The organism is Denitromonas ohlonensis, from assembly GCF_007625205.1.
GTDB lineage: Bacteria > Pseudomonadota > Gammaproteobacteria > Burkholderiales > Rhodocyclaceae > Nitrogeniibacter > Nitrogeniibacter ohlonensis.
The window spans coordinates 24363-50607 of record NZ_VMNI01000004.1 but is presented as its reverse complement, the minus strand read 5'-3'; the positions used below and the strand labels follow the sequence as shown (position 1 = coordinate 50607).

Sequence of the window (26245 nt, the reverse complement as noted above, 5' to 3'; positions counted from 1 at the left end):
CCGACTATGTCTTTTTGCCTAGTGTGCCCGAATTCTGCGCCGGGCGAGGCCACAAATACCACACCGCGGCGGCGATGCATTGACCGCGTTAATGCCGCCGCTTGCGCACCGTTGCCCGCACGCAATTCCCGTTGCCCTGGTATTCGAGCTCATCGAAGGCCAGTTGGCGGGCCAGCGCGATGCCGCGTCCATTGGGAGCAAAGGCGCGCTCCGGCGCCAGTTCGAGAAAGTCCTGCCACACAAAGCCGCCGCCTTCGTCTTCGATCGAAAACACCCAGGCCAGGGGGTCGGAGGCCACCGTGAGCCGCACATACTTGCTCTGATTCTCGGGCAGCGCCAGGCGGCGCTTGACTTCAGCTTCCCACTCGCCTGCCTCGCGCAAACGCGATTTTTCGTCGAAGCAGATCGCGAGATTGCCGTGTTCGACGCCATTGACCAACAATTCGGACAAACCCAGCACAACCACGTCGGGCTCATCGCAGATCGAGGCGGCGAGGGCGGCCAGGCCGTGCGCCTCTTCCATGGTGCGAAACGCAAAGACGCCGTGCTGCAAGGTCTGCAATGCGTGACGCTGCGCGGCCAGCCGTTCGGCCAGAGCGCGACGCTGATGCAGGTCGTCGAGCGCTGCCCGCACGATGCTCTGCAGGCTCTCGGGCTCGAAGGGCTTGGTGAGGTAGTAATACGCCCCCGCGGCCAGCCCTTCGCGCACCTGCTCGGGGCTGGCCGCGGCGGTCTGCATGATGACGGGAATGTCGGCCAGACGGCGGTCCGCCTTGAGCCAGCGCAGCAGTTCCAGCCCATCGATGCCGGGCATCATGCGGTCGAGCACCACCAGGTCGAAGCGCGAATCGCCGCGACGCAGGTAGGTCCAGGCCTCCTCACCACTCTCGGCCATCTGCAGCAAATAGCCGGCGCCCTCGAGATATTCGCTGATGATGTCCAGATTGAAGGGCTCATCATCAACAACAAGAATACGGATCTGACTCATGGTTCCAGCTGCTCCTCCGCCAAGCGTCCGTCGGCCGGCGAGAACGCCGGCAGTATGATTTCGAAGCAGCCCCCCCCGCCTGCCATGTTTCGGGCGTGAATCCGGCCGCCATGCGCGAGCAGGATTTCGCGGCAAATTGCCAGACCCAGACCCGTCCCGCCTGCACCGGTTCGGGTCACACTACTTTGCACGAATTTGTCGAATACCGCTTCGAGTTCCGCATCGGGTATGCCGATGCCTTGATCAATCACGCGCAAGGCGACGGCGTCGCGGTCGCCGGCATCGTCGGTGCGCCGACCGCAAGGCAATGTGTCATGCCCCACTTGTACAAGAATCTCCCCGCCCGCGGGCGAGAATTTGATCGCATTGGACAACAGATTGCGTACCACCTGACCAATGCGCGGAGCATCTCCCGCAACGGCGGGCACGTCTTGAATCTGTGTCGCCAGTTGAATCCCTCGGGCCACCCGAAGCCCTTCGACCTCATCGAGCACCTCATCGAGCACCGCACTGAGCGCCAGGGGCTGAATATCGAGCACCATGCGCCCGGCTTCGAGCTTGGACAGATCGAGCAGGTTGTCGACCAGTTTCAACAGACGGTCGCCACTACTGCGGATGCGTTGAAAATAGTCCTGCAGTTTGTCTGCCGGCGCACTGAGCGCCTTGTTCTCGCCCAGGCGGGCATAACTGAGCACCGCATGCATCGGCGAGCGCAGCTCGTGCGACATGTTGGCCAGAAAGCGCGACTTGGCTTCGTTGGCCCGCTCGGCCACCTCCTTCGCCTCGATCAGCCCGGCCGTCTTCTCTGACACCAGTTCGGCCAGGTGATCGCGATGCTGGCGCAAGGCCTCGTTCGCCTTCTTTTCATTCGAAATATCCACACCGACACCGATAAAGCCCACGAGGCGGCCCTGATCGTCGACCCGCGGCTCGCCCTTGGCCATCAGCCAGGCATAGCGCCCGCCGGGCCGGCGCACCCGGAACTCAAGCTGATAGGCCTTTTGGGTTTGACGCGCCTCCCGGCCGACCTCTTTCACCGCGGCCAGATCATCCGGATGCACATAACGCAACCAGTCCGTGCCCTGAACATCCACCCTGGTCATACCGGTCAGCGTTCGCCAGCTTCGATTGACATAGGTGATGTTGAGCGTCGGGTCGGCCAGCCAGATCACCACGGGCGCAGCGTCGGCCAGCAGCCGGAAACGGGCCTCGCTCTCGCGCAACGCGCGCTCCCGGGCCTTGAGTTCCGACACATTGCGCAGCACCACCAGCAATCCGCCGGTGCCCACCGGGGCGACCCGGGCTTCATAGTCCTGAATCATGCCGTCGGGGTCCGGCGCCTGGTATTCCACACACTGCAACTGGCCGGTCATGTGCGCCCGGCGCAGGGTCGGCACCACTTGTGCAAACCGCTTCTGAGAAATGATTTCTTCCAGCGGCCGCCCAAGCGCACCGTCCATCCCCACGGTCAGCGGCGCACCTTGCCGCGTACGCACCGCAACCAGGCGCAGATCGGCGTCGAACTGCACCAGAATGTCGGGCATCGCCTCAATGATGGACGCATTGGTGGCGTGCGCTGCCGCCAGTTCCGCCTCGGCCGCCTTGCGTTCGGAAATATCTTCGACCACCGTCCAGATCGCGGTACCGCCCTCCTCTTCACGCATCACCGCGCCGCTCAGCAACACCGGCACTTCGGTGCCGTCGGGGCGAACGAAGGCGCGCTCATATGGCGTCACCACACCCTCATGCAAGGCATCAATCGTCTTCTCTCGATCCAGCGCATGCAGGCGCGGCGGCGTCAGTTCGGCGTAGCGCATCCCGGGCAGGGCATCCGCCGCCACGCCGACAATCTGCGAAAACGCCTCATTGACCCGCACGATGCTGCCGTCGACCCGCACCATCGCCATGCCCAAGGGGGAGTTACGGAACAATGCGTCGAGCTCGGACAGGGACGATTTGAGCGCTTGCTCCACGCGGCGCAACGCACTCACATCGGTGATCGTCACCAGCACCACCGGCTCGCCATCGAGGCCGGCAACGCCCGCCTTGCTGATGATCGCGTCGTGCTCGCTGCCGCTATCGAGCGTCAGATGAAACTCCTGCGTGCTGACCGCGCCGGCAAGCGCCCGCGCATCTTCGGCCAGATGCTTGGCCGACTGGCCCGGCAACACATCCTCGGTCCGCAGCCCCACAATGCTTTCGGATTCGCGTCCGAGAAACACCCCGGCGGCCTGATTGGCGAGCACATACCGATGATCGGCCGACTTGACCAACACCGGATGCGGGAGGAAATCGAGCACCCGCGCGTAAAACTCTCGCGCCCGCTCCAGCGCCACTTCGCGCTCATGCAGCAACGAGACATCGGAAATGGCGCCGGCCACGCGTGCCGCCCGGCCAACGGCGTCCCATGCCGCCCGCCCACGAACCAACAACTGACGGTCCTCGCCATCGCCGCCCGGGACGCGAATGGCAACTTCCAGCGGCTGTCGATGGCGCAAATGCCCGCGCAAGGCGAGCAACAACACCCGCCGCTCGTCAGGGGCCAGACAATGCAGAACATCACGCCAGCCAATGGGGCCCGACCTCGGAGCGCCAAACAGCATGTACTGGGCCCGCGCCGACAAATACATCTCGGGCCGGTCGGAGGCCCACTCCCAGATGCCGTCGCTGGTGGCTGTCGCGGCCAGGGAAAAACGTCGCTCCGACTCCGCCAGCGCACCACCGATACGCTCTGCCGACGCCAGGGCACGATGTCGGCCCGAGGCCAGATAGAAGGTCAGCAAAGCAAAGGCCAGGGTCAGCAAGGCACCCGCCGCCCGCACCGTGAGCCCGGCAACATTGTCACCCAGTTGCGCGACCGGATAGAAAACCAGGCGTAACTGACGCCCGCCAACCACCAGCCGCCGCGACACGCCAGGCCTGGCCGGCGACATGCCCAGCGACACGAGAGGAACGGCAAGCGCATCGGTTTCATCCAGCAGTTCAACCTGAACCTTGTCGATCCAGTCATTCGACACCGAGGCGATCCAGTCGCCATAGCGGACGCCGAGCACTACGACGCCGCGCACCAGATCACGGTCGGGCACGTCGTGCCGCAGCTCTTTGGCCGGATGGAACACCGGCAAGGCGAGGATGCCGGCGGGTGAAGCATCTCCCGCGTCCTTGAGCGTAATGGCCGCACTGAGCACGATGTCACCGCGCGTGATCGACGCTTCGATCGCCGCACGACGGACAGGATTGGAGGCCAGATCGAAACCCAGAATCACCTCCAGCGTGCTGACCCGCGGCGCCGCGAACTGGGCAGGAAACGCCGCGCCTTCGGCCGAGCCGCGAATCGCGATGACCCGGTCGTAGGCGTAGAACATGAAGTCTTCCCAGTCGGCCCGCCGGTCAGCGGCGACCCGCGGGGCGTACACCAGCCCGGCCGCGCCCATCTCGTTGAGGGGGCGCAACTCAGTGGTGGCGATGTAACGCTCCCACTCAAACAGACTCACTCGTTCCGAGGCGACAAACAGCCCGGCCGCGGCGCGCATATGGCCGATGTAGTAGTTCAGCCGCTCCTGCAGGGCGGCGGTCACCCGATTGACGGCGTGCTCGGTATCTTGCTGCGTCCGTGCGGACTCCAGACGGTCGACATAGTGTGCGCCGGCCCAGGTCAGTACCACGCCAAGCAGCAACACCATCAGCGCGAGGGGAAACGCCCGGCGCAAGGACGCGGCGCGGGCGGCGTGAGCCTCAGCGCCGGAAGATGTCTCAGGCAAAGTCAGCGAAGCGGAGTCGGGGGACGACATTCCTGCTTATCGGCCCAAACCCGCGCTGACTTGAGGGCAGAACGCCCCTGATTGAGGCTCAGCTGCAGCCGATGCTGTCCTTGACGCCGAGCTTGCGCAGGACGGTCTCCAGCGGGCACAGCCCGGTGAAGCCGCTCTGGAAAAGATTGGCGCCGACAAAGGCGGTAAACCACAGAAAGTTAGCGTTCACGAACAGCGGCGAGGCTTCCACCCCCAGCGCCAGCGAGATGAGCACAAAGGCGCCGGCGAAGATGCGAACGAATTGATTGACGGTCAGCGTCATGACGGATGTCCTTCTGATTGCAGTTCAGCCACGCGATGGCGCATGGCCGCGAAATACAGCACCGGGATCACCACCAGCGTCAGCACCGTGGACACCAGGATGCCGAAGATGAGGCTGATCGCCAGGCCGTTGAAGATCGGGTCGTCGAGAATGAAGGCGGCGCCAATCATGGCGGCCAGCGCGGTCAGGCCGATCGGCTTGGCGCGCACCGCGGCCGAGGTGATCACCGCCTCGGCAAAGGGCACGCCGGCGCGCACCTGGTGGTTGATGAAGTCCACCAGCAAGATGGAGTTGCGCACGATGATGCCGGCCAGCGCGATCATGCCGATCATCGAGGTGGCGGTGAATTGCGCGCCAAGCAAGGCGTGGCCGGGCATCACGCCGATGATGGTCAGCGGGATCGGCGCCATGATGATCAGCGGCACCAGATAGCGGCGGAACTGCGCCACCACCAGCAGGTAAATCAGGATCAGGCCGACCGCGTAGGCGGCGCCCATGTCGCGGAAGGTCTCGTAGGTCACTTGCCACTCGCCGTCCCATTTCACGCTGTAGCCGGCGTAGGGGTCGTGCGGCTGCTGGATGAACCACTCGTCCAGCACGCCAGCCAGGCGCTCGCCCACCAGCGGCATGTCCTTGATCTGGCTGCGGATGTCGAACATGCCGTAGAGCGGCGAGTCGAGCGCGCCGGCCATATCGGCGGTCACATACACCACCGGCAGCAAGTCCTTGTGATAGATGACCTGGTCGCGCTCGGTGGGGTGTACGCTGACCAGCTCGGACACCGGTATCAGCGTGCCGTCCTGCGCGCGCAGCTTGAGTTGCAGCAGATGCGCCACCGTTGACTGCTGCGTGGGCGGCAACTGGATGCGCACCGGGATCTCGTACTTGTTGTCGCCGCCATGCAGCGGCGTCACGCTCTCACCGGCGAGACCGAGGCGCATCACTTCAACGATCTGCGCCTGCGCCACGCCCATCAGCGCCGCCTTGGCCTGATTGACCCGCAGCACCAGCTTGGGCGCGGTCTCGTCGATGCTGTCGTCGGCGCCGACGATGTCGGGCGTGGTGTCGAAGACCTCGCGCACCTGCTGCGCCACCGCCAGCTGGCCGGTGTAGTCCGGGCCATAGACTTCGGCGACGATGGGCGAGAGCACCGGCGGGCCGGGCGGCACTTCGACCACCTTGGCGTTGCCGCCGTGCGCTCGCGCGATGGCGGTGACCGCCGCACGCACCGCACCGGCCACCTCATGGCTGCTGCGATCACGGTGCGCCTTGTCGACCAGATTGATCTGCAAGTCGCCCTGCTCCGGCGCGCTGCGCAGGTAGTACTGGCGCACCAGGCCGTTGAAGTTGATCGGGCTGGCGGTGCCGGCGTAGGCTTGCCAGTCGGTCACTTCGGGCGTCTTGCCCACCGCCTCGCCGATCTCCAGCAGCACCTGCGCAGTGCGCTCCAGCGGCGTGCCCACCGGCATGTCGAGCACCACCTGGAATTCCGACTTGTTGTCCAGCGGCAGCATCTTGAGCACCACCAGCTTGACCGCCGCCAGCGCCACCGAGCCGGCGATCAGCGCGATCACCAGCAGCCACAGCAGGCTGCGGTTGCGCCGGCCGCGCTTGGCATCGATCAAGGGGCCGATGACTGCGCGGAAGAAGGCGGTGAGCCGCCGCGTCATGCGGTCTTCGCCGGCATGGGCGTGGCCACTGGTCGACTTGAGCATCTTCTGCGCCAGCCACGGGGTGACGATAAAGGCCACCAGCAGCGAGATGAACATGCCCATCGAGGCATTGATCGGGATCGGGCTCATGTAGGGGCCCATCAGGCCCGACACAAAGGCCATCGGCAGCAGCGCCGCGATCACCGTGAAGGTGGCGAGAATGGTCGGCCCGCCGACCTCGTCGACGGCCTTGGGAATCAGCTGCCACAGCGGTTTGTCCGGTTCGAGCAAATGCCAGCGATGGATGTTCTCGACCACCACGATGGCATCGTCCACCAGAATGCCGATCGAGAAAATGAGCGCGAACAGGCTCACCCGGTTGAGCGTGAAGCCCCAGGCCCAGGACGCGAACAGCGTCGCCGCCAGGGTCAGCGTGACCGCCAGACCGACGATGACCGCCTCGCGCCAGCCCAGCGTGAGCAGCACCAGCAAGACCACCGCGCTGGTGGCGAACACCAGCTTGCCGATCAGCTTGTTGGCCTTGTCGTTGGCGGTTTCGCCGTAGTTGCGGGTGACGGTGACGTTGACGCCCTCGGGGATCACCGTGCCCCGCAAGGTCTCGACGCGGGCGAGCAGCGCGTTGGCCACGTCCGAGGCATTGGCGCCGGGCTTTTTCGACACCGACAGCGTCACCGCGGGCGATACCCCAGCGGTGTCGATGCCGCGCTCGGCCGCCGCCGCACCCGCGCCGAACCACACATAGCGCGAGGGCTGGTCCGGCCCGTTGGCTACCTCGGCCACGTCCGACAGATACACCGGCTTGCCGTCGGCCACGCCCACCACCAACGCGCGCACATCCTGCGCCGAGCTGATGTAGGTGCCGGTCTGCACCAGCACCTCCTGATTGTCGGCCACCAGCCGGCCGGCGGATTGCGAGGCATTCGACACCTGCAGCGCGGCTTTGAGGTCCGCCGCCGTCACGCCATGCGCGTTCATCCGCGCCGGGTCCATCAGCACGCGCAGCACATGGCCGGGGCCGCCGATGGTCACCACGTCACGCGTGCCGGGGATGCGCTTGAGGTCGATCTCGATCGCGCGGGCCACCTGCTGCATGTCGAAGCCGGCGCGATCGGGGTCCTCGGTCCACAGCGTGAGGCCGACAATCGGCACATCGTCGATGCCCTTCGGCTTGACGATGGGTTCGAGCACGCCCAGTTCGGGGCGCAGCCAGTCGCGGTGCGACTCCAGCGTGTCGTAGAGCCGCACCAGCGCGTCCTGATTGGGCACACCGACCTCGAACTGCACGGTGAGCACCGACATGTCCGGCTGCGACACCGAATACACATGCTCAACCCCGGCCATGCGCGAGAGCACCTGCTCGGCCGGACGCGACACCAGCGACTCCACCTCCCGCGCCGAGGCACCCGGAAAAGGCACGAAGACGTTGGCCATGGTGACGTCGATCTGGGGCTCTTCCTCCTTGGGGGTGATCAAGGTGGCGAACACCCCCATCAGGAACAGCACCAGCGCCAGCAGCGGCGTCAGCGCATTGCGCTGAAAGCCGCTGGCGATTTGTCCGGACAGGCCGAGGGAGGGGGTGTCATTGCTCACGTGGTGCGATCTACCGATTCTTGAGTTTCATGATGCCGAGCGCGTCGAGCACGATCTTTTCGTAGATCGGCTCGGTGGTGCCCTTCTTCATCTTGCGCAGGAAGTACTTCTCGAAGCCGACCTTGGCCAGATGCACCCAGCGGCCCTCCGAGTACCAGTTCACATTGCGTGGCGGAATCTGCGGCAGCGCCACGAAGGCCGCGCCGGTGTCGCCGAAGTCGGCCAGGCACACCGCGTTCCAGGTGGCACGCTCGACCGGCTGCTCGCCATCGAGCACGGCGCGGATGTTCTTGGCGGTGGCGGTGACCATCGATTCGATCATGTAGCCGGTCTTGGGCACGCCGGTCGGCACCGGTGTGGCCTCCACCGGCGGAATCGCCACACACACGCCGATGCCGTAGATGTTCGGATAGCGCGGGTTGCGCTGGAATTCGTCGATCAGCACGAAGCCGCGCGGATTGACCAGCCCCTCGACCCCGCGCACCGCATCGATGCCGCGGAAGGCCGGCAGCATCATCGAGTACTTGAAGGGCAACTCGTGCTGGCGCTTCGGCTTGCCTTCGTCGTCATGCTCGGTCACGAACATGGTGCCGTCCTCGACCTTGTCGACCTTGGCATTGCAGATCCATTTGATGTGGCGGTCGCGGAACATCGACTCGATCATGCCCTTCGAGTCGCCCACGCCGCCCAGGCCGAGGTGACCGATGTAGGGTTCGGAGGTGACGAAGGTCATCGGCACCCGGTCGCGCAGCTTGCGCTTGCGCAGGTCCGTTTCCATGATGCGCGCGAACTCGTAGGCCGGCCCGAAGCACGAGGCGCCCTGCACCGCACCGACCACGATCGGGCCAGGATCGTTCACGAAGGCCTGCCAGTTCGCCTCGGCCGTCACCGCGTGATCCACATGGCAGATCGACTGGGTGAAGCCCTCGGGCCCGAGGCCGGGGATTTCGTCAAAAGCCAGCTGCGGGCCGGTCGCGATGACCAGAATGTCGTACTCGAGACTGCTGCCGTCGGCCAGCGTCAGGCTGTTGTCCGAGGCGTGCACCTGAGTCACCGCCTGCTGAACGAACTCGATCTTCTTCTTCGCCAGCAGCGGCGCGATCTCGAGTTCGATGTCATCGCGCTTGCGCCAGTTCACCGCCACCCAGGGATTCGATGGCGTGAAGTGGAAGCGGCCATTGTTGGCCACCACCGTGATCCGGTCTTCCGCGCGCGCCAGCGCCTTCATTTCGTAGGCCATCGGCAGTCCGCCGAGCCCCGCTCCAACAATCACTATGTGCGCCATCGTCTCTCCTCCAAGCCATGAGCACTGGTGCATCCGGTCCGGGCGCCGGCGCAGCCGAAGTCCCGTCCAGACACGTTGTGCGAGTCCGCGCTATTGTTGTGAAGCGTTTTGTTGGCGCAACAGGCTCGCTTTAATGGGATCCAGGGCGACCCTGTCTCCCTCATTCAGGCCGGCCAGAATCTCGATCCGGCCATCCGGCAAGACCTCGCCGGGACGTATCTGACGCAGGCGGAAACCGGCGTCGGTCTGGACATACACCGCCGTCACTTCGCCACGGCGAAGCACGGCCGCGGCCGGCATGGTCAAACGCGGCGCGGTACCGACCTGCAGCATCAAACGCGCAAACTGACCCGGCACGACGCCGGCCACCGTCGCCGGCAGCACCGCGCGCACTTCCATGGTGTGGGTTTTCGGATCGGCCGACGGCACCAGCATCACGGCCGTCGCAGCCACCGGGCCAGCCTGCCCGATCAGCACGATGTCGGCCGCCAAGGGCATGCCCGACACACCTTGCGCTACCGACTGCGGCAACTGCGCCACGACACGCAACTGGCGCGGGTCGTAAAGTGTCAGCAGCGGCCGGCCGGGCTGAGCCATTTCGCCGACCTCGGCATGGCGCTCGGCAACCACGCCACTGATCGGCGCCGAAATACGGGTGAAATCGCGCACGGTCGCGGCCTGCCCACGCCCGGCTTTGGCTGCGGTCAGCCCCGCGGCCGCCACATTCATTGCCGCCACGGCCTGATCGACCACCGCCTGGCTGACAAAGCCCTTTTCCTTCAGCGACACATTGCGCCGCCATTCAGCCTGCGCGTTCACATAGGTGGCTTGCGCCTGAGCGACCGATGCCGCGGCGCCAGCGACGGCCTGATTGGCCTCGCTGGCATCGATGCGCATCAGCACCTGCCCGGCACTGACGCGGTCGCCGGCGTCGGCCGCCACCTCGGTGATGCGTCCTTGCACCTGGGCGGCAATCGTGGCGCTATTGACCGCCTCGACAACGGCTTCGGCCACATGGCGCACACCGGTGGCGGCGCGCTCGACCAGCGCCGTTTCAAGCTCGGTGGCAAAAACGGCAGGCGCGGCCGACAGAGCGAACGCACACAGCGCGACAACGGAGAGGGAGTGGGTCGGGGATTTCACGCATATTAGTTTATGCTGATATTCCTGAGTGTCAAGACATCCGCGCCTTCAGGTGCGTCACTCGACGCTCAGTTCGGGCGGCCAACCGCCGGCGCGCAACTCACCATTACCTCGCGCCCGCCATCGCGATACGCAACCGACAAAAAACCAAGCCGGCAGGCGAGCGAGATCCCGCGGCCATTGACCTGCGTCGCCCGCTCGGCCGACAGCGCCATGAACGGCCGCCAGTCGAAGCCCTCGCCCTCATCGCGAATGGTGATGCTGACCGACTCGACGGCGCGCCGCACCTCGACCCACACCCGCCGATCACGGTAGGCCGGCAGGCGCATCCGGCGATCGATCTCGTCACGCCAGCGACCACTTTGCACCAGCTCGGCCTTGGTCTCGTAGCCGATCGCCAGGTTGCCGTGCTCGACCGCATTGCGCAGCAACTCGGACAAACCGATGGCGGCCAGATCCGGCGTGGCGCACAAAACCGCCAGCCCATGGGCGAGTGCGCTGGCCTCGTCCACACTGCGCAGACGAAACTGCGCCGCGTCCAGCAAGCCCACCGTGCGCCGCAGCTCACGCACCTCCAGCGACAGCTGGGTACGCTCGACATGATTCGCCAGTGCCGCGCGCACCAGGGTCAGCAGCGAATTCGCACGATACGGCTTGGTAAGGTAGTAGTAAGCGCCGGCGGCAATGCCCTCGGCCACGGTATCCGGATCGGCCACGGCGGTCTGGATGATCACCGGCGTCAGCGCCTGTTGCGGCAGGCTCCGCATCTGTCGCAACACGTCCAGCCCGTCGGGCGGCGCCATGCGCTGATCGAGCACCACCAGATCGAAACCCGAGGTGCTGGCCGCCATCTGTGCCAGCGCGCTGCGCCCACTATCGGCCGTACTCACGTCATACGCCTGGCTGGACAGGGCATGGGCCATGAGTTCGAGGTTGAAACCCTCGTCATCGACCAGCAAGATCTGCGGGCGCGCCGCCGCACTCACGCCTTGACCCCCGTCACCACGCCAACCTGGGCGCACGGCAGCTGCACCCGGAACACCGCGCCGCCACCGTCGCGATTCGCCGCGGCAATGCGCCCGCCAAAGGCTTCAACAAACTGCCGGCAGATCGACAGTCCGAGCCCGCTGCCCGGCGGCGAGTCGGGCAGCTCCGGGTGACCACGAACAAAGGCCTCGAAGAGCCGCTCGGCCGCGTCCTCGGGCAGACCGATGCCCTGATCAATCACTTCCAGCTCCATGACTTCACCATGCATCGGATCAGCCGGCAACGAGACGCCTTCGCGCACCCCCAGGCGCAACACAACCGGTGTGCCGACCGGTGAAAACTTGATCGCGTTGGTCACCAGATTCATCACCACCTGCTGCAACCGCAAGCCATCTGCCCGCACCGGACACCGATGCTCGGCCAGTTCGAGGTGCAGCCGCATGCCCTTGGCCTGCGCGAGCGCCTCGCACTCATCCACCACGTCGCGGCACACCATGGCCCAGTCCACGGGCGCGAGCGCAAGCTTTCCGTGCGCCGATTCGGTGCGCGCCACGTCAAGCAGATCAGACACCATGCCGAGCAAGCGCTGCCCGCTGAGCTCGATTCGCTGCAAACAGTGGGTGCGTCGCGCTTCGCTCAGGTCCCGGTTCAGCCCCATTTCGGCAAAGCCGAGAATTGCATGCAGCGGGGTGCGCAACTCGTGCGAGAGCGTGGCCAGAAACTCGCTCTTGCCGCGGCTGGCCCGATCGGCCGCATCCTTGGCCAACAACAGATCTATGGTCTGCTCCGCCACCAGATCGGCGAGGTTGTCGCGATGGCGCGTCAGTTCCTGCTCGACACGCCTGAATTCACTCAGATTGCGCACGATACACAGAAAGCCGCCGGTCTCCACCCGCACCACCCGCCCCTCGAAACTTTGCGCCTCGCCGCTCAAGGTATTGAGCGTGTATTCCACGTGCTCCACGCCGCCATTCGCGGCGACCTTGCGGCAGGCTTCATCCAGCGCGGCCGCCACCGCCGGCGGCAGAACGTCTGCGCTGCGCTTGCCCATGAAGTCTGCCGGCGCCATGGCCAGGTCACCCTCATCGCTGGCGTGATAGCCCACATAACGGCAGTCTTCATCAAACTCGAAGAGCAGGTCCGGCAGCGCGGCCAAGGCGCTGGCATGGCGCGCGGCCAGCCGCGTCTGCGCCTCGGCCGCCAGCTGCTCGGCGGTGATGTCGGCGACGAAGCCGGCCACCCCCAGCACCGCACCGGTGGCATCCCGCCGGGCCTTGCCGCGGGTGCGCAACCACCGGGTGAGGCCATCGGGCAGCACGATGCGGTAGCGCATGTCGAGCGAGGCGTCGAAATCGAGATGCTGCGCAATCGCCGCATCGACCGCGGCGCGATCCTGCGGATGCAGCCGGCTGCGCCACACGGCCAGCAACTGGCTGGCGGGGTGGCGCTCGACCACGCCAAGAATTTTCAGGGCGCGATCCGAGGCCAGCATGCCGCCGCGCGCCGGATCCCAATCCCACCAGCCCTCTTGCGCCCCCTCCAGCGCCAGGCGCAATCGCTGATCCTTCTCACGCAGGGCCGCCGTCATGCGCTTGGCGAGGCGGTCAGCCCTGCGCCGCGTGGCGCCGAGCATGCCAACGAGCACCACCACCAGCGCGCCCAGCGCGGCAACGCCAGCGGCGACCACATACGCCTGCCACCACGGAATCAAGGCCTCGTAGGCCGGCGTCGAGCTCAAGCGGAAAAACCACGCGTGGCCACCAAAATGGAGTTGCCGCTCAGCACCGAAGCGCGCCGACGGTTCATCGACCCCGCGCACCGCCAGGCGCTCGGCAAGTTCGGTGTCGCGCGAGTCATAGAGCTGAACGGCGAGCAGCCGACCGCGACCGGTCAGCACCGATTCGAGAAACTCGGCAGCGAAAAAGTCGGCGCTGATCACGCCCATGGCCGCCGCCTCTCGCTGCGCCTCGTCGAGCGGTGGTGCGGCCGTGGCATACACCGGCATCACCAGTGAAAACACCGGCGCGCCCTCGCCCGTGTCGCCGCGCACGGCGGTGTGCGCCGACAAGGCCACATCGCCGGAGCGCCAGGCATGCTCGGCAGCCACCCGACGGGCCGGGTCCGACAAAAGATCAAAGCCCAGCACCCGTGACAAGTCCATGGGCGCCGGAGCCACCCGCACCACGGGCAAATACACGGGCCGCTCGCCAGCCGGCCGGATATCGAAATACTCGCCGACCGCGCCGCTCACCCAAGGATCGAGCTGATCATGCCGACCTTGGGGAATCCGCCAGCCCAGCGACACACTGGAGAAGCCCGGAAAGGCCCGCGTCAGCCTGAGCGCGTCGACATAGGCCTCCCAGTCGCTGGTGGGCACGGTGGCCGCCACGCGAACCAGGCCTGCCGCACCACGCTGCACCTCGGCAAACCGCGCCAGGCGCGCCTCGGCCGTGGCCACCACCGCATCGGCATCCAGCGCAAATTGCTGCCGGGCGCTCTCGAGCACCCGCGCCCGCATCCCACCCCAGCTCGCCAGCGCGAGCGCGACCACCGCCACGGCCACCAACGCCGTCATCCGCCCACCCTTGCGCGGTGCGGCGGAAGCAATCTCGGACGGGATATCGGCGGGCGTATTCACATGAACCTGTCGGGCAAGGGGTTGGATGCAAGAGCTTACGACGCCATCATGCAACCCCCAAGGCATAATCTGCAAGCGCTTCAACCACACCGTCGGACTCTCCGGCGGCGAGCACCTGCGTGACCGTCAGCGCCGGATGTCGCGCCGCCGCCTCAGCCACCAGCAGCGGCACGTCGCGCTTCAGGTGCCCGCCCTGCGCCAGAAAGACCGGCACCACGGTGATGTGCTCGACTCCGGCCGCCGCGAGCGCGTCGACAGCCTCGTTCAGCGTCGGCGTCAGAAACTCCATGAAGGCCACACCCACCGGCGTGTCCGGCGAGCGCGCCGCAATGCGTGCGGCCACGCGCTTCATGGGGCCGGCCCATTCCGGGTCGCGCGCGCCGTGTCCAAAAAGTACGATGCCCTTTGCCGCCATCTGCTTCTCCTTGTGGGTTGTGCCACCGTCGCGGGACGCATCGCCGCGCTGCCGGTTGTCGGCACAAGTCGTTATCATGCGCCCATGATGACATCCCTGCCCCCATGGCGTCGCGCCCTGCTGGCCGCCGCGCTCTGCCTTGTCAGCCCCTGGGCGCTCGGCGCCCCGACGCCCGCACTGGTGCCCGGCGGCATCGCCCGACTCAGCATCGCGCCAGCCAGCGAGGCGCGGCCAACGGTGCGTTTTGGCGACGCCCCGGTGCTGGTGCTGCGCGACGACGCGCAGTGGACGGCCTGGATCGGTCTGCCACTGGATCTCGCCCCCGGCAAGCACAGCGTTACCGTGAGCCGCCAGGGCAAGACCTCGGCGCTGAGCCTGACGCTCAAGGACAAAGCCTATCCCGTACAGCACCTGCGCCTCAAGAACCAGCGCATGGTCGAGCCTGACCCGGCCGACCTGCGGCGTATCAAGGCCGAGGCGGCGACGCAAAATGAAGTCAAGACCCTGTTCCGCGACACCGACGCGGTGCAGCTCGACTTTGTCACGCCCGTGCCCGGCCGCCGCTCCAGCGCTTTTGGTCTGCGCCGCACCTTCAATGGCCAGCCGCGCGCCCCCCACCGCGGGCTCGACATCGCGGCCGGCAAAGGCACGCCGATCGTGGCGCCGGCCGCCGGCGTGGTCACCCATGTGGGCGATTTTTTCTTCAACGGAAACACGGTGTTCATCGACCACGGCCAAGGCCTGATCTCGATGTTCTGCCACCTGGACAGCGTCGCCATCGCCGCCGGCACCCCGGTCGCGCAGGGCAAGACGGTTGGCACCGTGGGTCAGACCGGCCGGGCCACCGGGCCGCACCTGCACTGGAGCGTGTTCTTGAATGGCACGCCGGTCGACCCGGCTTTATTCCTGCGCTGAGTCGGGGGCGGGCGCGGCGACCAGCAGCCGATCGATCGCCCGACTGGCCGCCGCCAGGCCAAAGCTGGCGGTCACCGCGATGCTGGAGCCAAAGCCGGCGCAGTTGAGCCCGGCCGGCCCGACCACCGCGTCGCAGCTGCCCTCGGGGTAGCGCAGCGGCTCGGTCGAGTACACCGCATCAATGCCAAAGCGGCGCCCCGAATTACGCGAAAATCCGTGCTTCTGCCGCAAGCGCTTGCGCAGCCGGGCCAGCAGCGGGTCTTGCTCGGTGCGCGACAAGTCACCAATCACGATCCGCGTCGGATCGGTCTGGCCGCCGGCCGCGCCCAACGTGATCAGGCGGATGCCGTGGCGCCGGCAATGCAGCACGATCGCGGCCTTGGCCGACAGATCATCGATCGCATCAACCACCAGATCAACCGGCCCGGCGAGCGTGGTGGCCACGTTGGCCTCGGTCACGAAATCATCAATGCATTCAACGACGATGCCCGGGTCGATCAGCCGGATGCGCGCCGCCATGGCCTCGATCTTGGCCTGGCCGAGCGTGTCGTCGAGCGCGTGGATCTGGCGGTTGATGTTCGACTCGGCCACATGGTCAAGATCGATCAGGCGCAGATGCCCCACGCCACTGCGTGCCAGCGCCTCGACTACCCACGAGCCCACGCCGCCAATACCGGCCACCACCACGCGCGCCTGCTGCAAACGCGCCAGCGCGGCCTCGCCATACAAGCGCGCCACGCCCCCAAAGCGCCGCGCGCGATCCACTGACTGCGAATTGCTCATTTCACTGAACTCCAAGAGCGCATGAAGCTCCAACGAAAAACCCGCCGGAGCCCCACATGCCTTTTCGACCCCTTGCCCTGGCGCTTGCGCTTGCGTTGTCGTTTTCCACGGGCGCGGCCACCACGCAAGCACAAGCCCAAACCCTTGAGACCATGCGCCTGGCACAAAGCGGCACCGAAGCCTACGAAGGCGGCGATCATGCCACGGCCGCGCAGTATTTCGAAGTGGCCGGGCGCCGCGGCAACCGTCTCGCCCAGTTCAACCTGGCCATGATGCTCTACCGCGGCGAAGCACATACCGACAACCCCAACGCGATGTGGCAATGGCTGCGCCGCGCGGCGCAAGCCGGCCTACCGCAGGCGCAGTTCAATTTTGCCCTGCTCTACGACCACGGCGACCATGTCACCCGGTCATTCTCGACCGCGGCCGAGTGGTATCGCCGCGCCGCCGAGCAAGGCCACATGGAAGCGCAGATTTCGCTGGCCACGCTGTATTTTCTCGGTCAGGGCGTGGCGCAGGACTACGCCCAAGCCGCCCACTGGTATCGCGCCGCGGCCAACGGCGGTGACCCCGGCGCGCAATACCTGATCGGCCACATGTACGAAGAAGGCTATGGCGTTGCGCAAGACACCCGCCTCGCCCGCCACTGGTACCTGCAAGCCGCGCTGCAGGGCGACCGCGGCGCCCAGGCCAAATTTCAGGCGCTGGACAAAAAACCCTAGCGCCGGATCACGCCGCGCTATCGAGCCACACCTCCAGGCCCTGCGCGTTCAGCTCGAGGTCCACCTCGAACAGATCGAACAACGCCGTCTCGTCCAGCGTCCACTGCTGACGACGGGCCTCTTCACGCAACAGCGCCGACAGCCCGGAGCGGATAATCTGGTGACGATGATCGATCGCGCCCGCGCCGGCCTTGGCGATGGCCACATGCGCATCGATCAGGCGATGCAGATCGGCCGCCAGCCGCGGCAGATCGGTGACCCGGCTGAAATGGGTGAGATACATCGCGCTCGGCTCGGCCGCCATCAGCCGGTCGATGGATTCATGCAGCGCCGGCGGGTCGAACTGCACCGGCGTGGTGCTCGGAAACACGAAGGCCTTGCCATCGCGGTCCAGCTCGCGATACGAGAGTCCGAACACATCGCCGGTAAACCATGCCCGGCTGCGCTCATCGAAATAGCACACATGGTGCCGCGCATGCCCCGGCGTATCGGCCACCCGCAGCGGCCGCCCGTTCAGGTCGATCATCAGATTGTCGGTCGCCTCGACGATGCGCTCGGCCGCAATCGGCAGAATCTCGCCGTAGCGCGCCGTCGCGTCAGCCTCGCCATACACCGCCACCGTGCCCGCCCACAGCCTGGACGGATCGGCCATATGCCGCGCGCCGCGCGGATGCACCACCAGCGTCGCGTTCGGACAGGCCGCCATGAAGGCGCCCGCGCCACCCGCGTGGTCAAGATGGATGTGTGTGAGCAGCACATGACTGACCGCCTCGGCACCCAACCCAAGCTCGGCCAGCGCCGCCATCACATGCGGCACCGACGCGTTGTTACCGGTATCGACAATCGCCACCCGGTCGCCCGAGCGGATCAGATGAATTGCCGCCAGTTGCGGCCGCATGTAACACGCATCGACCGCATAAATATCGTCCGGCCAGGGGATCAGCACCGACATTCCACTCTCCATTGAATCAGCATGGCGCTCATTTTAGCGGGCATCCGCCAAGCGATTGCCACGGATCAATCTTTCGAATGTGTATCAGTGATTTACTGTAACCAAAACGTCATGACGCCGAGCGGTATCGCCGGCGCAGCCTGAATCCGGTGATACCACCCCTCGCGCGTCCAATAAGGAGGGAGCCATCATGCTAACGATTCAGGACTGTATTGAACTTTCCGAACTCACCGAAGAAGAAATCCTCGCCATCGCGGAGCATGAACACCTGCCCGAAATGGTCGCCGTCGAGCTCGGCAACTACCTCACCCACACCGCCAGCGGCGAAAAGCGCATCAAACGCATGATCTGCGACGACATCGAAGCCGCGCGCGCCAAAGGCGACAAGCACCGCCTGAGCATGCTCAAGATGGTGCTCAAGCATTTTGTCGAACATCACGGCGGCGGGGTGTAGAGGAAGGCCCCCACGCTCGCTTTGCTCGCTGCCCCCCGAGGGGGCTGCGCTCATCCTTGGGGCGGCCCGGCGGATGACCGGGCCCCCAAGCTCGCTTTGCTCGCTGCCCGCGATCTGGCGAAGGCCTCGCGGTCGTGGTCGTAGGGTGGGCGGCTTGCCGCCCACCAGCGATGCCCCATACACAACCGATGCATGGTGGGCGGCAAGCCGCCCACCCTACGGCACGACCTCGCATCAAACGCCAACCGCCGCGCAAGCTGACGGTTTTTCACACACGACCTGCCATGTGCGCGTGACACCGACGGCCCCAACTCCCTACACTCGAGACATCCCGTCCAACCCTGTCCCGCCCATGACCACCCCGACCTTCGACTTCGACACCGTCATCGACCGCCGCGCCATCCCCGACGAAAAATGGGCGCGCTACGCCGGCCGCGACATCCTGCCCATGTGGGTGGCCGACATGGATTTCGCCACGGCGCAACCCATCCTCGACGCCCTGCATGCGCGCATCGACCAAAAGGTGTTCGGCTACGCCGGCCCCTGGCAATCGCTGATCGACACCGTTGTACACAGCATCGAACGCGACCACGACTGGCGCATCGACCCCGACTGGCTGGTCTGGCTGCCCGGCGTGGTCACCGGCTTCAATGTCGCCTGCGCCATCGCTGGCGAGGCGGGTGACGGCGTGCTCACCGCCACGCCGGTCTATCCGCCCTTTCTGCACGCCCCCGCCAACACCGGGCGCACCCTGCAAACCGTCGCGCTGGTTGAAGACGAAAACCATTGGGCTTGGGACTGGGACGCCGTGGACGCCGCCATCGACGCGCGCACCCGCATGCTCCTGCTATGCAACCCGCACAACCCGGTCGGCCGCGTGTTCACCCGCGACGAACTCACCGCCCTAGCCGAGCGCGCCGAGGCGCACAACCTCATCGTCTGCTCCGACGATATCCACTGCGGCCTCGTGCTCGACGGCACCCACACCCCCATCGCCGCGCTCGACGAGGCCATCGCCCGGCGCAGCATCACCCTCATGGCGCCCAGCAAAACCTGGAACATCGCCCCGCTCTACGCCAGCTTCGCCATCATCCCCGACGCCGCGCTGCGCAAACGCTACCAACGCGCCATGCGCGGCCTCATCCCGCACCCGAATGTGCTCGGTCTGGTCGCCACCGAGGCCGCCTACCGCGACGGCGACCCCTGGCGCCGCGCCCTCATCGACTACCTGCGCAGCAACCGCGACCGCCTCGTCGACGCCATCGCCACCATCCCCGGCCTGCGCACCACCCGCCCCGAAGCCACCTACCTCGCCTGGATCGACTGCCGCGACACCGGCCTCACCGACCCCGCCGCCTTCTTCGAAGACCACGGCGTGGGCCTCTCCGACGGCCGCCATTTCAGCGCCCCGCCGGGCTTCGTTCGACTCAATTTTGGCTGCCCGCGCCAGACGCTGGATGAAGGCTTGCGGCGGATGGGCGCAGCGTTAGCGAGTCGCTAAAACCAAACGAGAGCCCGGGCGATCACCCGCCTTTCGTCGCTTGTTGGCGGCGTATTGGCGATGTTCTATCCACCAGATACCAAACTTCGATCACTTCATACGACGACGAACGCCTTCACCTTATCCGCTCCACCCGGTTGCGCTTGTTAGTCACTATACGGCGACAACAGACCGACAGCTCTTGCAAATCTCTCGCCCAGATCGGTCCGACAAAGAAGGCCCCGCTTTTTTTCTACCCTCACTCCTTCGGCCTGCGACTCGTGTACCAAGCGTTGGAACTCCGGTCTTTTTTCCACCCAAGAGTAACTGTCTGGATCCGCGAGGTATTTATCGTATGTGACTTCAACTAGTCCAAGTCGGATCCAGTTGTCGATCATTGCTGGCACCCCAAGATCCTCAACAGCCTCCCCAGTATTCGTATCCAGAAGATTCAGAAAATGCCTCGCGAGAATGCTGTGCCCACCAGCGTTATCCAGTGTTTTGACAATCTGAACGATAGGAATTGAATCGGAAGTTTGAAGCGTATCGCGGACCAATCTCGCATCTTCACTATCCATCTGCTTAATGATCTCAACAAACGCAGGATGAGCTACCGACGCCGACCGACCGTCCATGGCCGTTGCAAGAAGATTCAAGTACATTTCTTTGAGGTTTTTTTCCTCATGCGTAAAGGCAAGCCCCTGCAAGGTCGGCCCCGCAATAGACGCTTTAGGCTCGACAATACACTCAGCCGGAATAGCTTCAGCTTTCGCTGCAATGTCCTGCCTAAATTTGTCAGAAAAATAGGCTCTTGCTTTGTCAAACGCAAAATTGATTGCCGCCAAAGGGACCAGAACATTGTTGATCGTCTGCGTCAGCGTGACGGCCGTCTGTCCAAGGTTATTGGCCGCTTCTCTGACCTGTGGACTATCTCCAGCTACCTTGACCACCTCCGCAACGAGCGACACGCTGCCCTTCGCCACCTCCAGTGGATCGTTTGCCGTCATAGCCTCCCCCTCAATAGGATTCTTAGAAAACCACCTGGCCACTAAACGGAGCTACTTGCCCGCGCGCTTGGCACAACGAAATAGTACGAAGCAAACATCCGTTATGTCCATTGGGTTTATCTCTCTTTTTCATTAGACATTACGTGATGTCGACAAAAAAAGAGCCCTCAAAGGGCTCCTTTTATTTGTTCATTCCTACCAGACAACCTCTCAGAACGGAATGTCGTCGTCAAAATCCCCAAACCCACCACCCGACCCACTGGCCGGCGCGGGCTTGTTGCCGCCGCCGCCTTGCTGCGGGCGCTGCTGTTGCGGCGCGGGACGGCTGGCCGGGCGCTGGTCGTAGCCGCCGTCGTCCATGGGGGCGTCGCCGCCGCTACCGCCGCCACCTTCACGACCGCCGAGCATCTGCATCTCGCTGGCGCGGATTTCGGTGGTGTAGCGGTCCTGGCCGTTCTGGTCTTGCCACTTGCGGGTCTGCAGGCGGCCTTCCACATAGATGGCGCGGCCTTTCTTGAGGTATTGACCGACGATTTCGGCGAGCTTGCCGAAGAACACCACGCGGTGCCATTCGGTGGACTCTTTCTTCTCGCCGGTTTGCTTGTCTTTCCAGGTATCCGTGGTGGCGATGCTGACGTTGCAGATCGCGTCGCCGGACGGGGCGTAGCGGATCTCCGGGTCGCGGCCCAGGTTACCCACCAGAATCACTTTATTGACCGATGCCATTCAGACTTCTCCTCCTATCAGTTGGCGCAGGCGGGCTTCGTCCCACCGGTCCAGATTAACTTTGAGATGCGCCATGCGCGCATCGTGTTCAATGACGGCTTCGCGCACGCCGGGCAAATCGAGAATTTGCCGGCGTACGGCCTCGATGTCTACCGTTGCGGCGATCGGGTAGCTGCGCGAGGCCACTTTGGGCGGCGGCAACATGGTCATGGCCACGCCCAGCCACAGCAGCGCCATGAGCGCGGTAACGACAAAAACACTGTCGGGCCCGACGTGCTGGCTCAGCCAGCCGCCCAGCGTGGCACCCAGAAACAGGCCAAGTGCCTGGCTGGTGTTATACACGCCCAAAGCGGCGCCTTTCGAGGCCGGCGGCGCGACACGCGACACCAACGAAGGCAGCGTCGCTTCCAGAATATTGAAGGCGACAAAAAACGCGACCAGCAACACCGCCATCTGCCACACCTGCTCACGCCCGAACAGCAGGCCGATCTGGGTGAGCGTCAGCAGCGCGATGGCCGCCATGAAGATAGGTTTGAGCAGGTTTTTGCGCTCGGCCACGATGATCGCGGGAATCATGAGCGCGAAGCTGACCAGCACGGCCGGCAGATAGATTTTCCAGTGCTCGGCGATCGGCAGGTTACCCCGGGCAATCAGCGCCGCCGGCACCACCACGAACATGGCCATCTGCACCGTGTGCAGGGTAAAGATGCCGAGATTGAGGCGCAGCAGCTGGGTGTCGCGCAGCACGCCGGCAAAGCGCACCGGCTTGGCTTCGACCTTGGGCGGATTGGGCACCACGCGGCGCAGCACCACGATGGCCAGCAGCGCGAGCCCGGCGGTCATCCAGAAGATGCCGGACATGCCGATGGCGGCATACAGCAGCGGCGCGGCGACCAGCGAGATGGCAAACACCAGCCCGATGCTGGAGCCGATCATGGCCATCACCTTGGTGCGATGCTGTTCGCGGGTGAGGTCGGCCGCCAGTGCGGTGACGGCGGCCGAGATGGCGCCGGCGCCCTGCAGGGCGCGGCCGGCGATGATCCAGTTGAGGCTCTCGGCCATGGCCGCCATCACCGAACCGGCAGCAAACAGCAGCAGGCCAAAAACGATGACCGGCTTGCGGCCGAGGCGGTCGGACGCGATGCCGAAGGGAATCTGGAAACAGGCCTGGGTCAGGCCGTAAATGCCCAGCGCCAGCCCCACCAGGGTGAGGTTGTCGCCGCCGGGCACGCCGCGCGCGTAAACCGCGAACACGGGCAGGATCAGGAACAGGCCGAGCATGCGCAGGCCAAAGATGCCTGCCAGCGACGCGCCGGTGCGCCTTTCGGCGGATGTCATGGTGTCGGTATCGGCCATGGGGGTCGAAACTTGGTCCGGGCGAAGTGAATTGCGTATATTAGCAGGTTGCGCCCGGCGGGCTGCAGTGCACGATTGACTGACAGGCTGGCCGGCGAGATCTCAATGGGCCCGCTCTGGCGCGGTCCAAACTCGGTAACAAAAAGCCCGGCATGGACAACATTCGCATTCGCGGTGCACGCACCCACAATCTCAAGAACATCGACCTCGATCTGCCGCGCAATCGCCTGACGGTGATCACCGGCCTGTCGGGCTCGGGCAAGTCCTCGCTGGCCTTCGACACGCTCTATGCCGAGGGGCAGCGCCGCTATGTCGAGTCGCTGTCGGCCTATGCGCGGCAGTTTTTGCAGTTGATGGAAAAGCCCGATGTCGACCTGATCGAAGGCCTCAGCCCGGCGATCTCCATCGAGCAGAAGGCCACCAGCCACAACCCGCGCTCGACGGTGGGCACGGTCACCGAGATTCATGATTACCTGCGCCTGCTGTTCGCCCGCGCTGGCACGCCCTACTGCCCCGACCACCCGGACCACCCGCTCGAAGCGCAGAGCGTGAGCCAGATGGTCGACCATGTGCTGGCGCTGCCCGAAGACACCAAGCTGATGATCCTCGCGCCCGTCGTGGCCAGCCGCAAGGGCGAACAGCTCGACCTGCTCTCCGAGCTGCGCGCGCAGGGCTTTGTGCGGGTGCGTATCGACGGCGAGGTCGTCGACCTCGACGCCGCGCCCAAGCTGGACAAGAACAAGCGCCACAGCATCGATGTGGTGGTCGACCGGCTCAAGGTGCGAGGCGACGCCCGCCAGCGCCTGGCCGAATCCTTCGAGACCGCACTCACCCATGCCGAGGGCCGCGCCATTGCGCTGGAGATGGACTCTGGCGCCGAGCACATGTTCTCGTCGCGATTCGCCTGCCCGGTGTGCAGCTTTGCGCTGGCTGAACTCGAGCCGCGACTGTTTTCCTTCAACAACCCGGCCGGCGCCTGCCCCAAGTGCGACGGTCTGGGCGCCATGGAATTCTTCGACGCGCAGCGCGTGGTGGCGCACCGCGAGTTGTCGCTGGCCGGCGGCGCGATCCGCGGCTGGGATCGGCGCAACCAGTTTTACTATCAGATGCTCACCTCGCTGGCCAAGCACTACAAATTCGACATCGAGGCGCCCTTCGAAGAGCTGACCGACGAGGTGCGCGAGGTGGTGCTGCACGGCAGCGGCAAAACCGCCATCGCCTTCCGCTACCTGTCGGACAGCGGCCGCTCGGTGCTTAAGGAACACCCCTTCGAAGGCATCATCCCCAACTTGGAGCGCCGTTACCGCGAGACCGACTCGATGGCCGTGCGCGAAGAACTCGCCAAGCTGCGCGGCACCCAGGCCTGCCCGGTGTGCGCCGGCGCCCGCCTGCGCGCCGAGGCCCGCAATGTGCGCATCGGCACCCGCACCCTGCCCGAACTGAGCCATCTGCCGCTGGGCGACTGCGCCCACTATTTCGAGAACCTGCAGCTCACCGGTCACCGCGCCCAGATTGCCGACAAGATCGTGCGCGAAGTCACCAACCGCCTGCACTTCCTGATCAATGTCGGCCTCGACTACCTCACCCTGCAACGCTCGGCCGACACGCTGTCGGGCGGCGAAGCGCAGCGCATCCGCCTGGCCAGCCAGATCGGCTCGGGCCTGACCGGCGTGATGTACGTGCTCGACGAGCCCTCCATCGGCCTGCACCAACGCGACAACGACCGCCTGCTCGGCACGCTCAAGCGCCTGCGCGACATGGGCAACACGGTGATCGTGGTCGAGCATGACGAAGACGCCATCCGCGCCGCCGACCATGTGGTCGACATGGGCCCCGGCGCCGGCGTGCACGGCGGCCAGGTGGTGGCCGAGGGGCTGCCCGAAGACATCCTCCTGCACCCCGACTCGCTCACCGGCGCCTACCTGTCGGGTCGCCGCGCGATTGCCATTCCGGCGCAGCGCATTGCCCCGCGCGAAGACCGCGAACTGGTACTGCGCGGCTGCACCGGCAACAACCTGAAAGGCACCGACCTGCATCTGCCGGTGGGCCTGTTCACCTGCGTGACCGGCGTGTCCGGCTCAGGCAAATCCACGCTCATCAACGACACCCTGTACGCCGTCGCGGCGCGCCATCTGTATGGCTCGAACGCCGAACCGGCACCGTACGAGCATGTCGACGGCCTGGCCTTTTTCGACAAGGTCATCAATGTCGATCAGTCGCCCATCGGCCGCACGCCGCGCTCCAATCCGGCCACCTACACCGGCCTGCTGACCCCGATCCGCGAGCTGTTCGCCGGCGTACCCGAGGCGCGCACCCGCGGCTACGGACCGGGCCGCTTCTCGTTCAACGTCAAGGGCGGGCGCTGCGAAGCCTGCCAGGGCGACGGCCTGATCAAGGTCGAGATGCACTTTTTGCCCGACATGTACGTGCCGTGCGATGTCTGCCACGGCAAGCGCTACAACCGCGAGACGCTGGATGTGCGCTACAAGGGCAAAACCATCCACGACGTGCTGGCCATGACCGTGGCGCAGGCGCTGGAATTTTTTGCGCCGGTGCCCACCGTGGCGCGCAAACTGCAAACCCTGGACGACGTCGGCCTCGGCTACATCGGCCTCGGCCAGAGCGCGACGACGCTGTCGGGCGGCGAGGCACAGCGGGTCAAGCTGGCGCTGGAGCTGTCGAAACGCGACACCGGCCGCACGCTCTACATCCTCGACGAGCCGACCACCGGCCTGCACTTTCAGGACATCGAGATGCTGCTGGCGGTGCTCCACCGTCTGCGTGACCACGGCAACACCGTGGTGGTGATCGAGCACAACCTCGACGTGATCAAGACCGCCGACTGGCTGATCGACCTCGGCCCCGAGGGCGGCAACGGCGGCGGCACCATTCTGGCCGCCGGCACGCCCGAAACCATCGCGGCCACACGTGGCAGCCATACCGGAAAATACCTCGCGCCCATACTTACTCGTATCGAGTAGAAACCGCACCAGGCGGTGATCTCCGGGCAGATACTGCCTCGCAAAATTGATTCAAAGCAAACGACGTTGACGGTAA

General features: G+C 65.4%; 19 protein-coding genes. 5 read left to right on the top strand and 14 right to left on the bottom strand.

What is annotated here, in order from left to right; all coding sequences use genetic code 11:
* Positions 1–88: 88 nt before the first annotated feature.
* From FHP89_RS04040 to FHP89_RS04000, 9 genes are all read right to left on the bottom strand, one after another.
* A complete protein-coding gene (locus FHP89_RS04040; RefSeq protein WP_144179167.1) occupies positions 89–988 on the bottom strand; it encodes an ATP-binding response regulator in 900 nt (299 codons plus the stop codon).
* Positions 985–4779 carry a PAS domain S-box protein gene (locus FHP89_RS04035; protein ID WP_144179166.1) on the bottom strand — a complete coding sequence of 1265 codons (3795 nt, stop codon included), beginning with the start codon at positions 4777–4779 and terminating at the stop codon, positions 985–987. Before FHP89_RS04035 ends, FHP89_RS04040 begins: the two co-directional genes overlap by 4 nt.
* A 58-nt stretch (positions 4780–4837) precedes the next feature.
* Positions 4838–5062: a YgaP family membrane protein gene (locus FHP89_RS04030; protein WP_186300365.1), complete on the bottom strand. Its 225-nt coding sequence runs from the start codon at positions 5060–5062 to the stop codon at positions 4838–4840.
* The gene (locus FHP89_RS04025) at positions 5059–8325 is read right to left on the bottom strand and encodes an efflux RND transporter permease subunit (protein WP_260851471.1); all 3267 of its coding nucleotides are present in this window, start codon (positions 8323–8325) and stop codon (positions 5059–5061) included. The genes FHP89_RS04030 and FHP89_RS04025 overlap by 4 nt, the downstream gene beginning before the upstream one ends.
* A gap of 10 nt (positions 8326–8335) precedes the next feature.
* Positions 8336–9610, bottom strand: coding sequence for an NAD(P)/FAD-dependent oxidoreductase (locus FHP89_RS04020; protein ID WP_144179165.1), 1275 nt, complete (start codon positions 9608–9610; stop codon positions 8336–8338).
* 90 nt (positions 9611–9700) lie between these two features.
* On the bottom strand, positions 9701–10753 hold the full coding sequence (locus tag FHP89_RS04015; protein WP_144179164.1) for an efflux RND transporter periplasmic adaptor subunit: 1053 nt from the start codon (positions 10751–10753) through the stop codon (positions 9701–9703).
* A gap of 68 nt (positions 10754–10821) precedes the next feature.
* Positions 10822–11739: an ATP-binding response regulator gene (locus FHP89_RS04010; protein WP_144179163.1), complete on the bottom strand. Its 918-nt coding sequence runs from the start codon at positions 11737–11739 to the stop codon at positions 10822–10824.
* Entirely contained in the window at positions 11736–14378 is a 2643-nt protein-coding gene (locus FHP89_RS04005; protein ID WP_186300364.1) for a CHASE domain-containing protein, read from the bottom strand. Before FHP89_RS04005 ends, FHP89_RS04010 begins: the two co-directional genes overlap by 4 nt.
* A 46-nt stretch (positions 14379–14424) precedes the next feature.
* Complete coding sequence (locus tag FHP89_RS04000; protein WP_144179161.1) at positions 14425–14793, bottom strand: sirohydrochlorin chelatase; 369 nt, start codon at positions 14791–14793, stop codon at positions 14425–14427.
* An 84-nt stretch (positions 14794–14877) separates the two neighbouring features.
* On the opposite strand from FHP89_RS04000, the gene FHP89_RS03995 reads away from it, so the two are divergent.
* Positions 14878–15708 (top strand): M23 family metallopeptidase, encoded by an 831-nt coding sequence (locus FHP89_RS03995; RefSeq protein WP_144179160.1) that lies wholly within the window; start codon positions 14878–14880, stop codon positions 15706–15708.
* Here the strand turns inward: FHP89_RS03995 and FHP89_RS03990 are convergent.
* Positions 15694–16491, bottom strand: a complete 798-nt coding sequence (locus tag FHP89_RS03990; protein ID WP_144179159.1) for a tRNA threonylcarbamoyladenosine dehydratase — start codon at positions 16489–16491, stop codon at positions 15694–15696. The two genes, FHP89_RS03995 and FHP89_RS03990, sit on opposite strands and share 15 nt — an antisense overlap.
* 56 nt (positions 16492–16547) lie before the next feature.
* Between FHP89_RS03990 and FHP89_RS03985 the strand changes: the two genes are divergently transcribed.
* Positions 16548–17213 carry a tetratricopeptide repeat protein gene (locus FHP89_RS03985; RefSeq protein WP_144179158.1) on the top strand — a complete coding sequence of 222 codons (666 nt, stop codon included), beginning with the start codon at positions 16548–16550 and terminating at the stop codon, positions 17211–17213.
* 7 nt (positions 17214–17220) lie between these two features.
* Here the strand turns inward: FHP89_RS03985 and FHP89_RS03980 are convergent, their stop codons facing one another.
* Positions 17221–18165, bottom strand: a complete 945-nt coding sequence (locus FHP89_RS03980; RefSeq protein ID WP_144179157.1) for an MBL fold metallo-hydrolase — start codon at positions 18163–18165, stop codon at positions 17221–17223.
* Between the two features lie 190 nt (positions 18166–18355).
* Between FHP89_RS03980 and FHP89_RS03975 the strand changes: the two genes are divergently transcribed.
* Positions 18356–18619 carry a hypothetical protein gene (locus tag FHP89_RS03975; RefSeq protein WP_144179156.1) on the top strand — a complete coding sequence of 88 codons (264 nt, stop codon included), beginning with the start codon at positions 18356–18358 and terminating at the stop codon, positions 18617–18619.
* Between the two features lie 352 nt (positions 18620–18971).
* Entirely contained in the window at positions 18972–20120 is a 1149-nt protein-coding gene (locus FHP89_RS03970) for a MalY/PatB family protein (RefSeq protein WP_144179155.1), read from the top strand.
* Positions 20121–20266: 146 nt separating this feature from the next.
* Here the strand turns inward: FHP89_RS03970 and FHP89_RS03965 are convergent, their stop codons facing one another.
* From FHP89_RS03965 to FHP89_RS03955, 3 genes are all read right to left on the bottom strand, one after another.
* A complete protein-coding gene (locus FHP89_RS03965) occupies positions 20267–21106 on the bottom strand; it encodes a DUF4393 domain-containing protein (RefSeq protein ID WP_144179154.1) in 840 nt (279 codons plus the stop codon).
* Between the two features lie 210 nt (positions 21107–21316).
* Entirely contained in the window at positions 21317–21832 is a 516-nt protein-coding gene (gene ssb, locus FHP89_RS03960) for a single-stranded DNA-binding protein (protein ID WP_144179153.1), read from the bottom strand.
* A complete protein-coding gene (locus FHP89_RS03955; RefSeq protein WP_144179152.1) occupies positions 21833–23170 on the bottom strand; it encodes an MFS transporter in 1338 nt (445 codons plus the stop codon).
* A 170-nt stretch (positions 23171–23340) separates the two neighbouring features.
* Here FHP89_RS03955 and uvrA point away from each other — a divergent pair, with 170 nt between their 5' ends.
* Positions 23341–26169 (top strand): excinuclease ABC subunit UvrA, encoded by a 2829-nt coding sequence (gene uvrA / locus FHP89_RS03950; RefSeq protein WP_144179151.1) that lies wholly within the window; start codon positions 23341–23343, stop codon positions 26167–26169.
* Positions 26170–26245: the final 76 nt, after the last annotated feature.

Bases quoted from the DNA above. Each gene is read 5' to 3' on its own strand.
- FHP89_RS03975 (WP_144179156.1), top strand. From the start codon at position 18,356: ATGCTAACGATTCAGGACTGTATTGAACTTTCCGAACTCACCGAAGAA.
- FHP89_RS03965 (WP_144179154.1), bottom strand. From the start codon at position 21,106: ATGACGGCAAACGATCCACTGGAGGTGGCGAAGGGCAGCGTGTCGCTC.
- ssb (WP_144179153.1), bottom strand. From the start codon at position 21,832: ATGGCATCGGTCAATAAAGTGATTCTGGTGGGTAACCTGGGCCGCGAC.
- FHP89_RS03990 (WP_144179159.1), bottom strand. From the start codon at position 16,491: ATGAGCAATTCGCAGTCAGTGGATCGCGCGCGGCGCTTTGGGGGCGTG.
- FHP89_RS03995 (WP_144179160.1), top strand. From the start codon at position 14,878: ATGATGACATCCCTGCCCCCATGGCGTCGCGCCCTGCTGGCCGCCGCG.
- FHP89_RS03980 (WP_144179157.1), bottom strand. From the start codon at position 18,165: ATGTCGGTGCTGATCCCCTGGCCGGACGATATTTATGCGGTCGATGCG.
- FHP89_RS04030 (WP_186300365.1), bottom strand. From the start codon at position 5,062: ATGACGCTGACCGTCAATCAATTCGTTCGCATCTTCGCCGGCGCCTTT.
- FHP89_RS03970 (WP_144179155.1), top strand. From the start codon at position 18,972: ATGACCACCCCGACCTTCGACTTCGACACCGTCATCGACCGCCGCGCC.
- FHP89_RS04035 (WP_144179166.1), bottom strand. From the start codon at position 4,779: ATGTCGTCCCCCGACTCCGCTTCGCTGACTTTGCCTGAGACATCTTCC.
- FHP89_RS04020 (WP_144179165.1), bottom strand. From the start codon at position 9,610: ATGGCGCACATAGTGATTGTTGGAGCGGGGCTCGGCGGACTGCCGATG.
- FHP89_RS04040 (WP_144179167.1), bottom strand. From the start codon at position 988: ATGAGTCAGATCCGTATTCTTGTTGTTGATGATGAGCCCTTCAATCTG.
- FHP89_RS03955 (WP_144179152.1), bottom strand. From the start codon at position 23,170: ATGACATCCGCCGAAAGGCGCACCGGCGCGTCGCTGGCAGGCATCTTT.
- FHP89_RS03985 (WP_144179158.1), top strand. From the start codon at position 16,548: ATGCCTTTTCGACCCCTTGCCCTGGCGCTTGCGCTTGCGTTGTCGTTT.
- uvrA (WP_144179151.1), top strand. From the start codon at position 23,341: ATGGACAACATTCGCATTCGCGGTGCACGCACCCACAATCTCAAGAAC.
- FHP89_RS04000 (WP_144179161.1), bottom strand. From the start codon at position 14,793: ATGGCGGCAAAGGGCATCGTACTTTTTGGACACGGCGCGCGCGACCCG.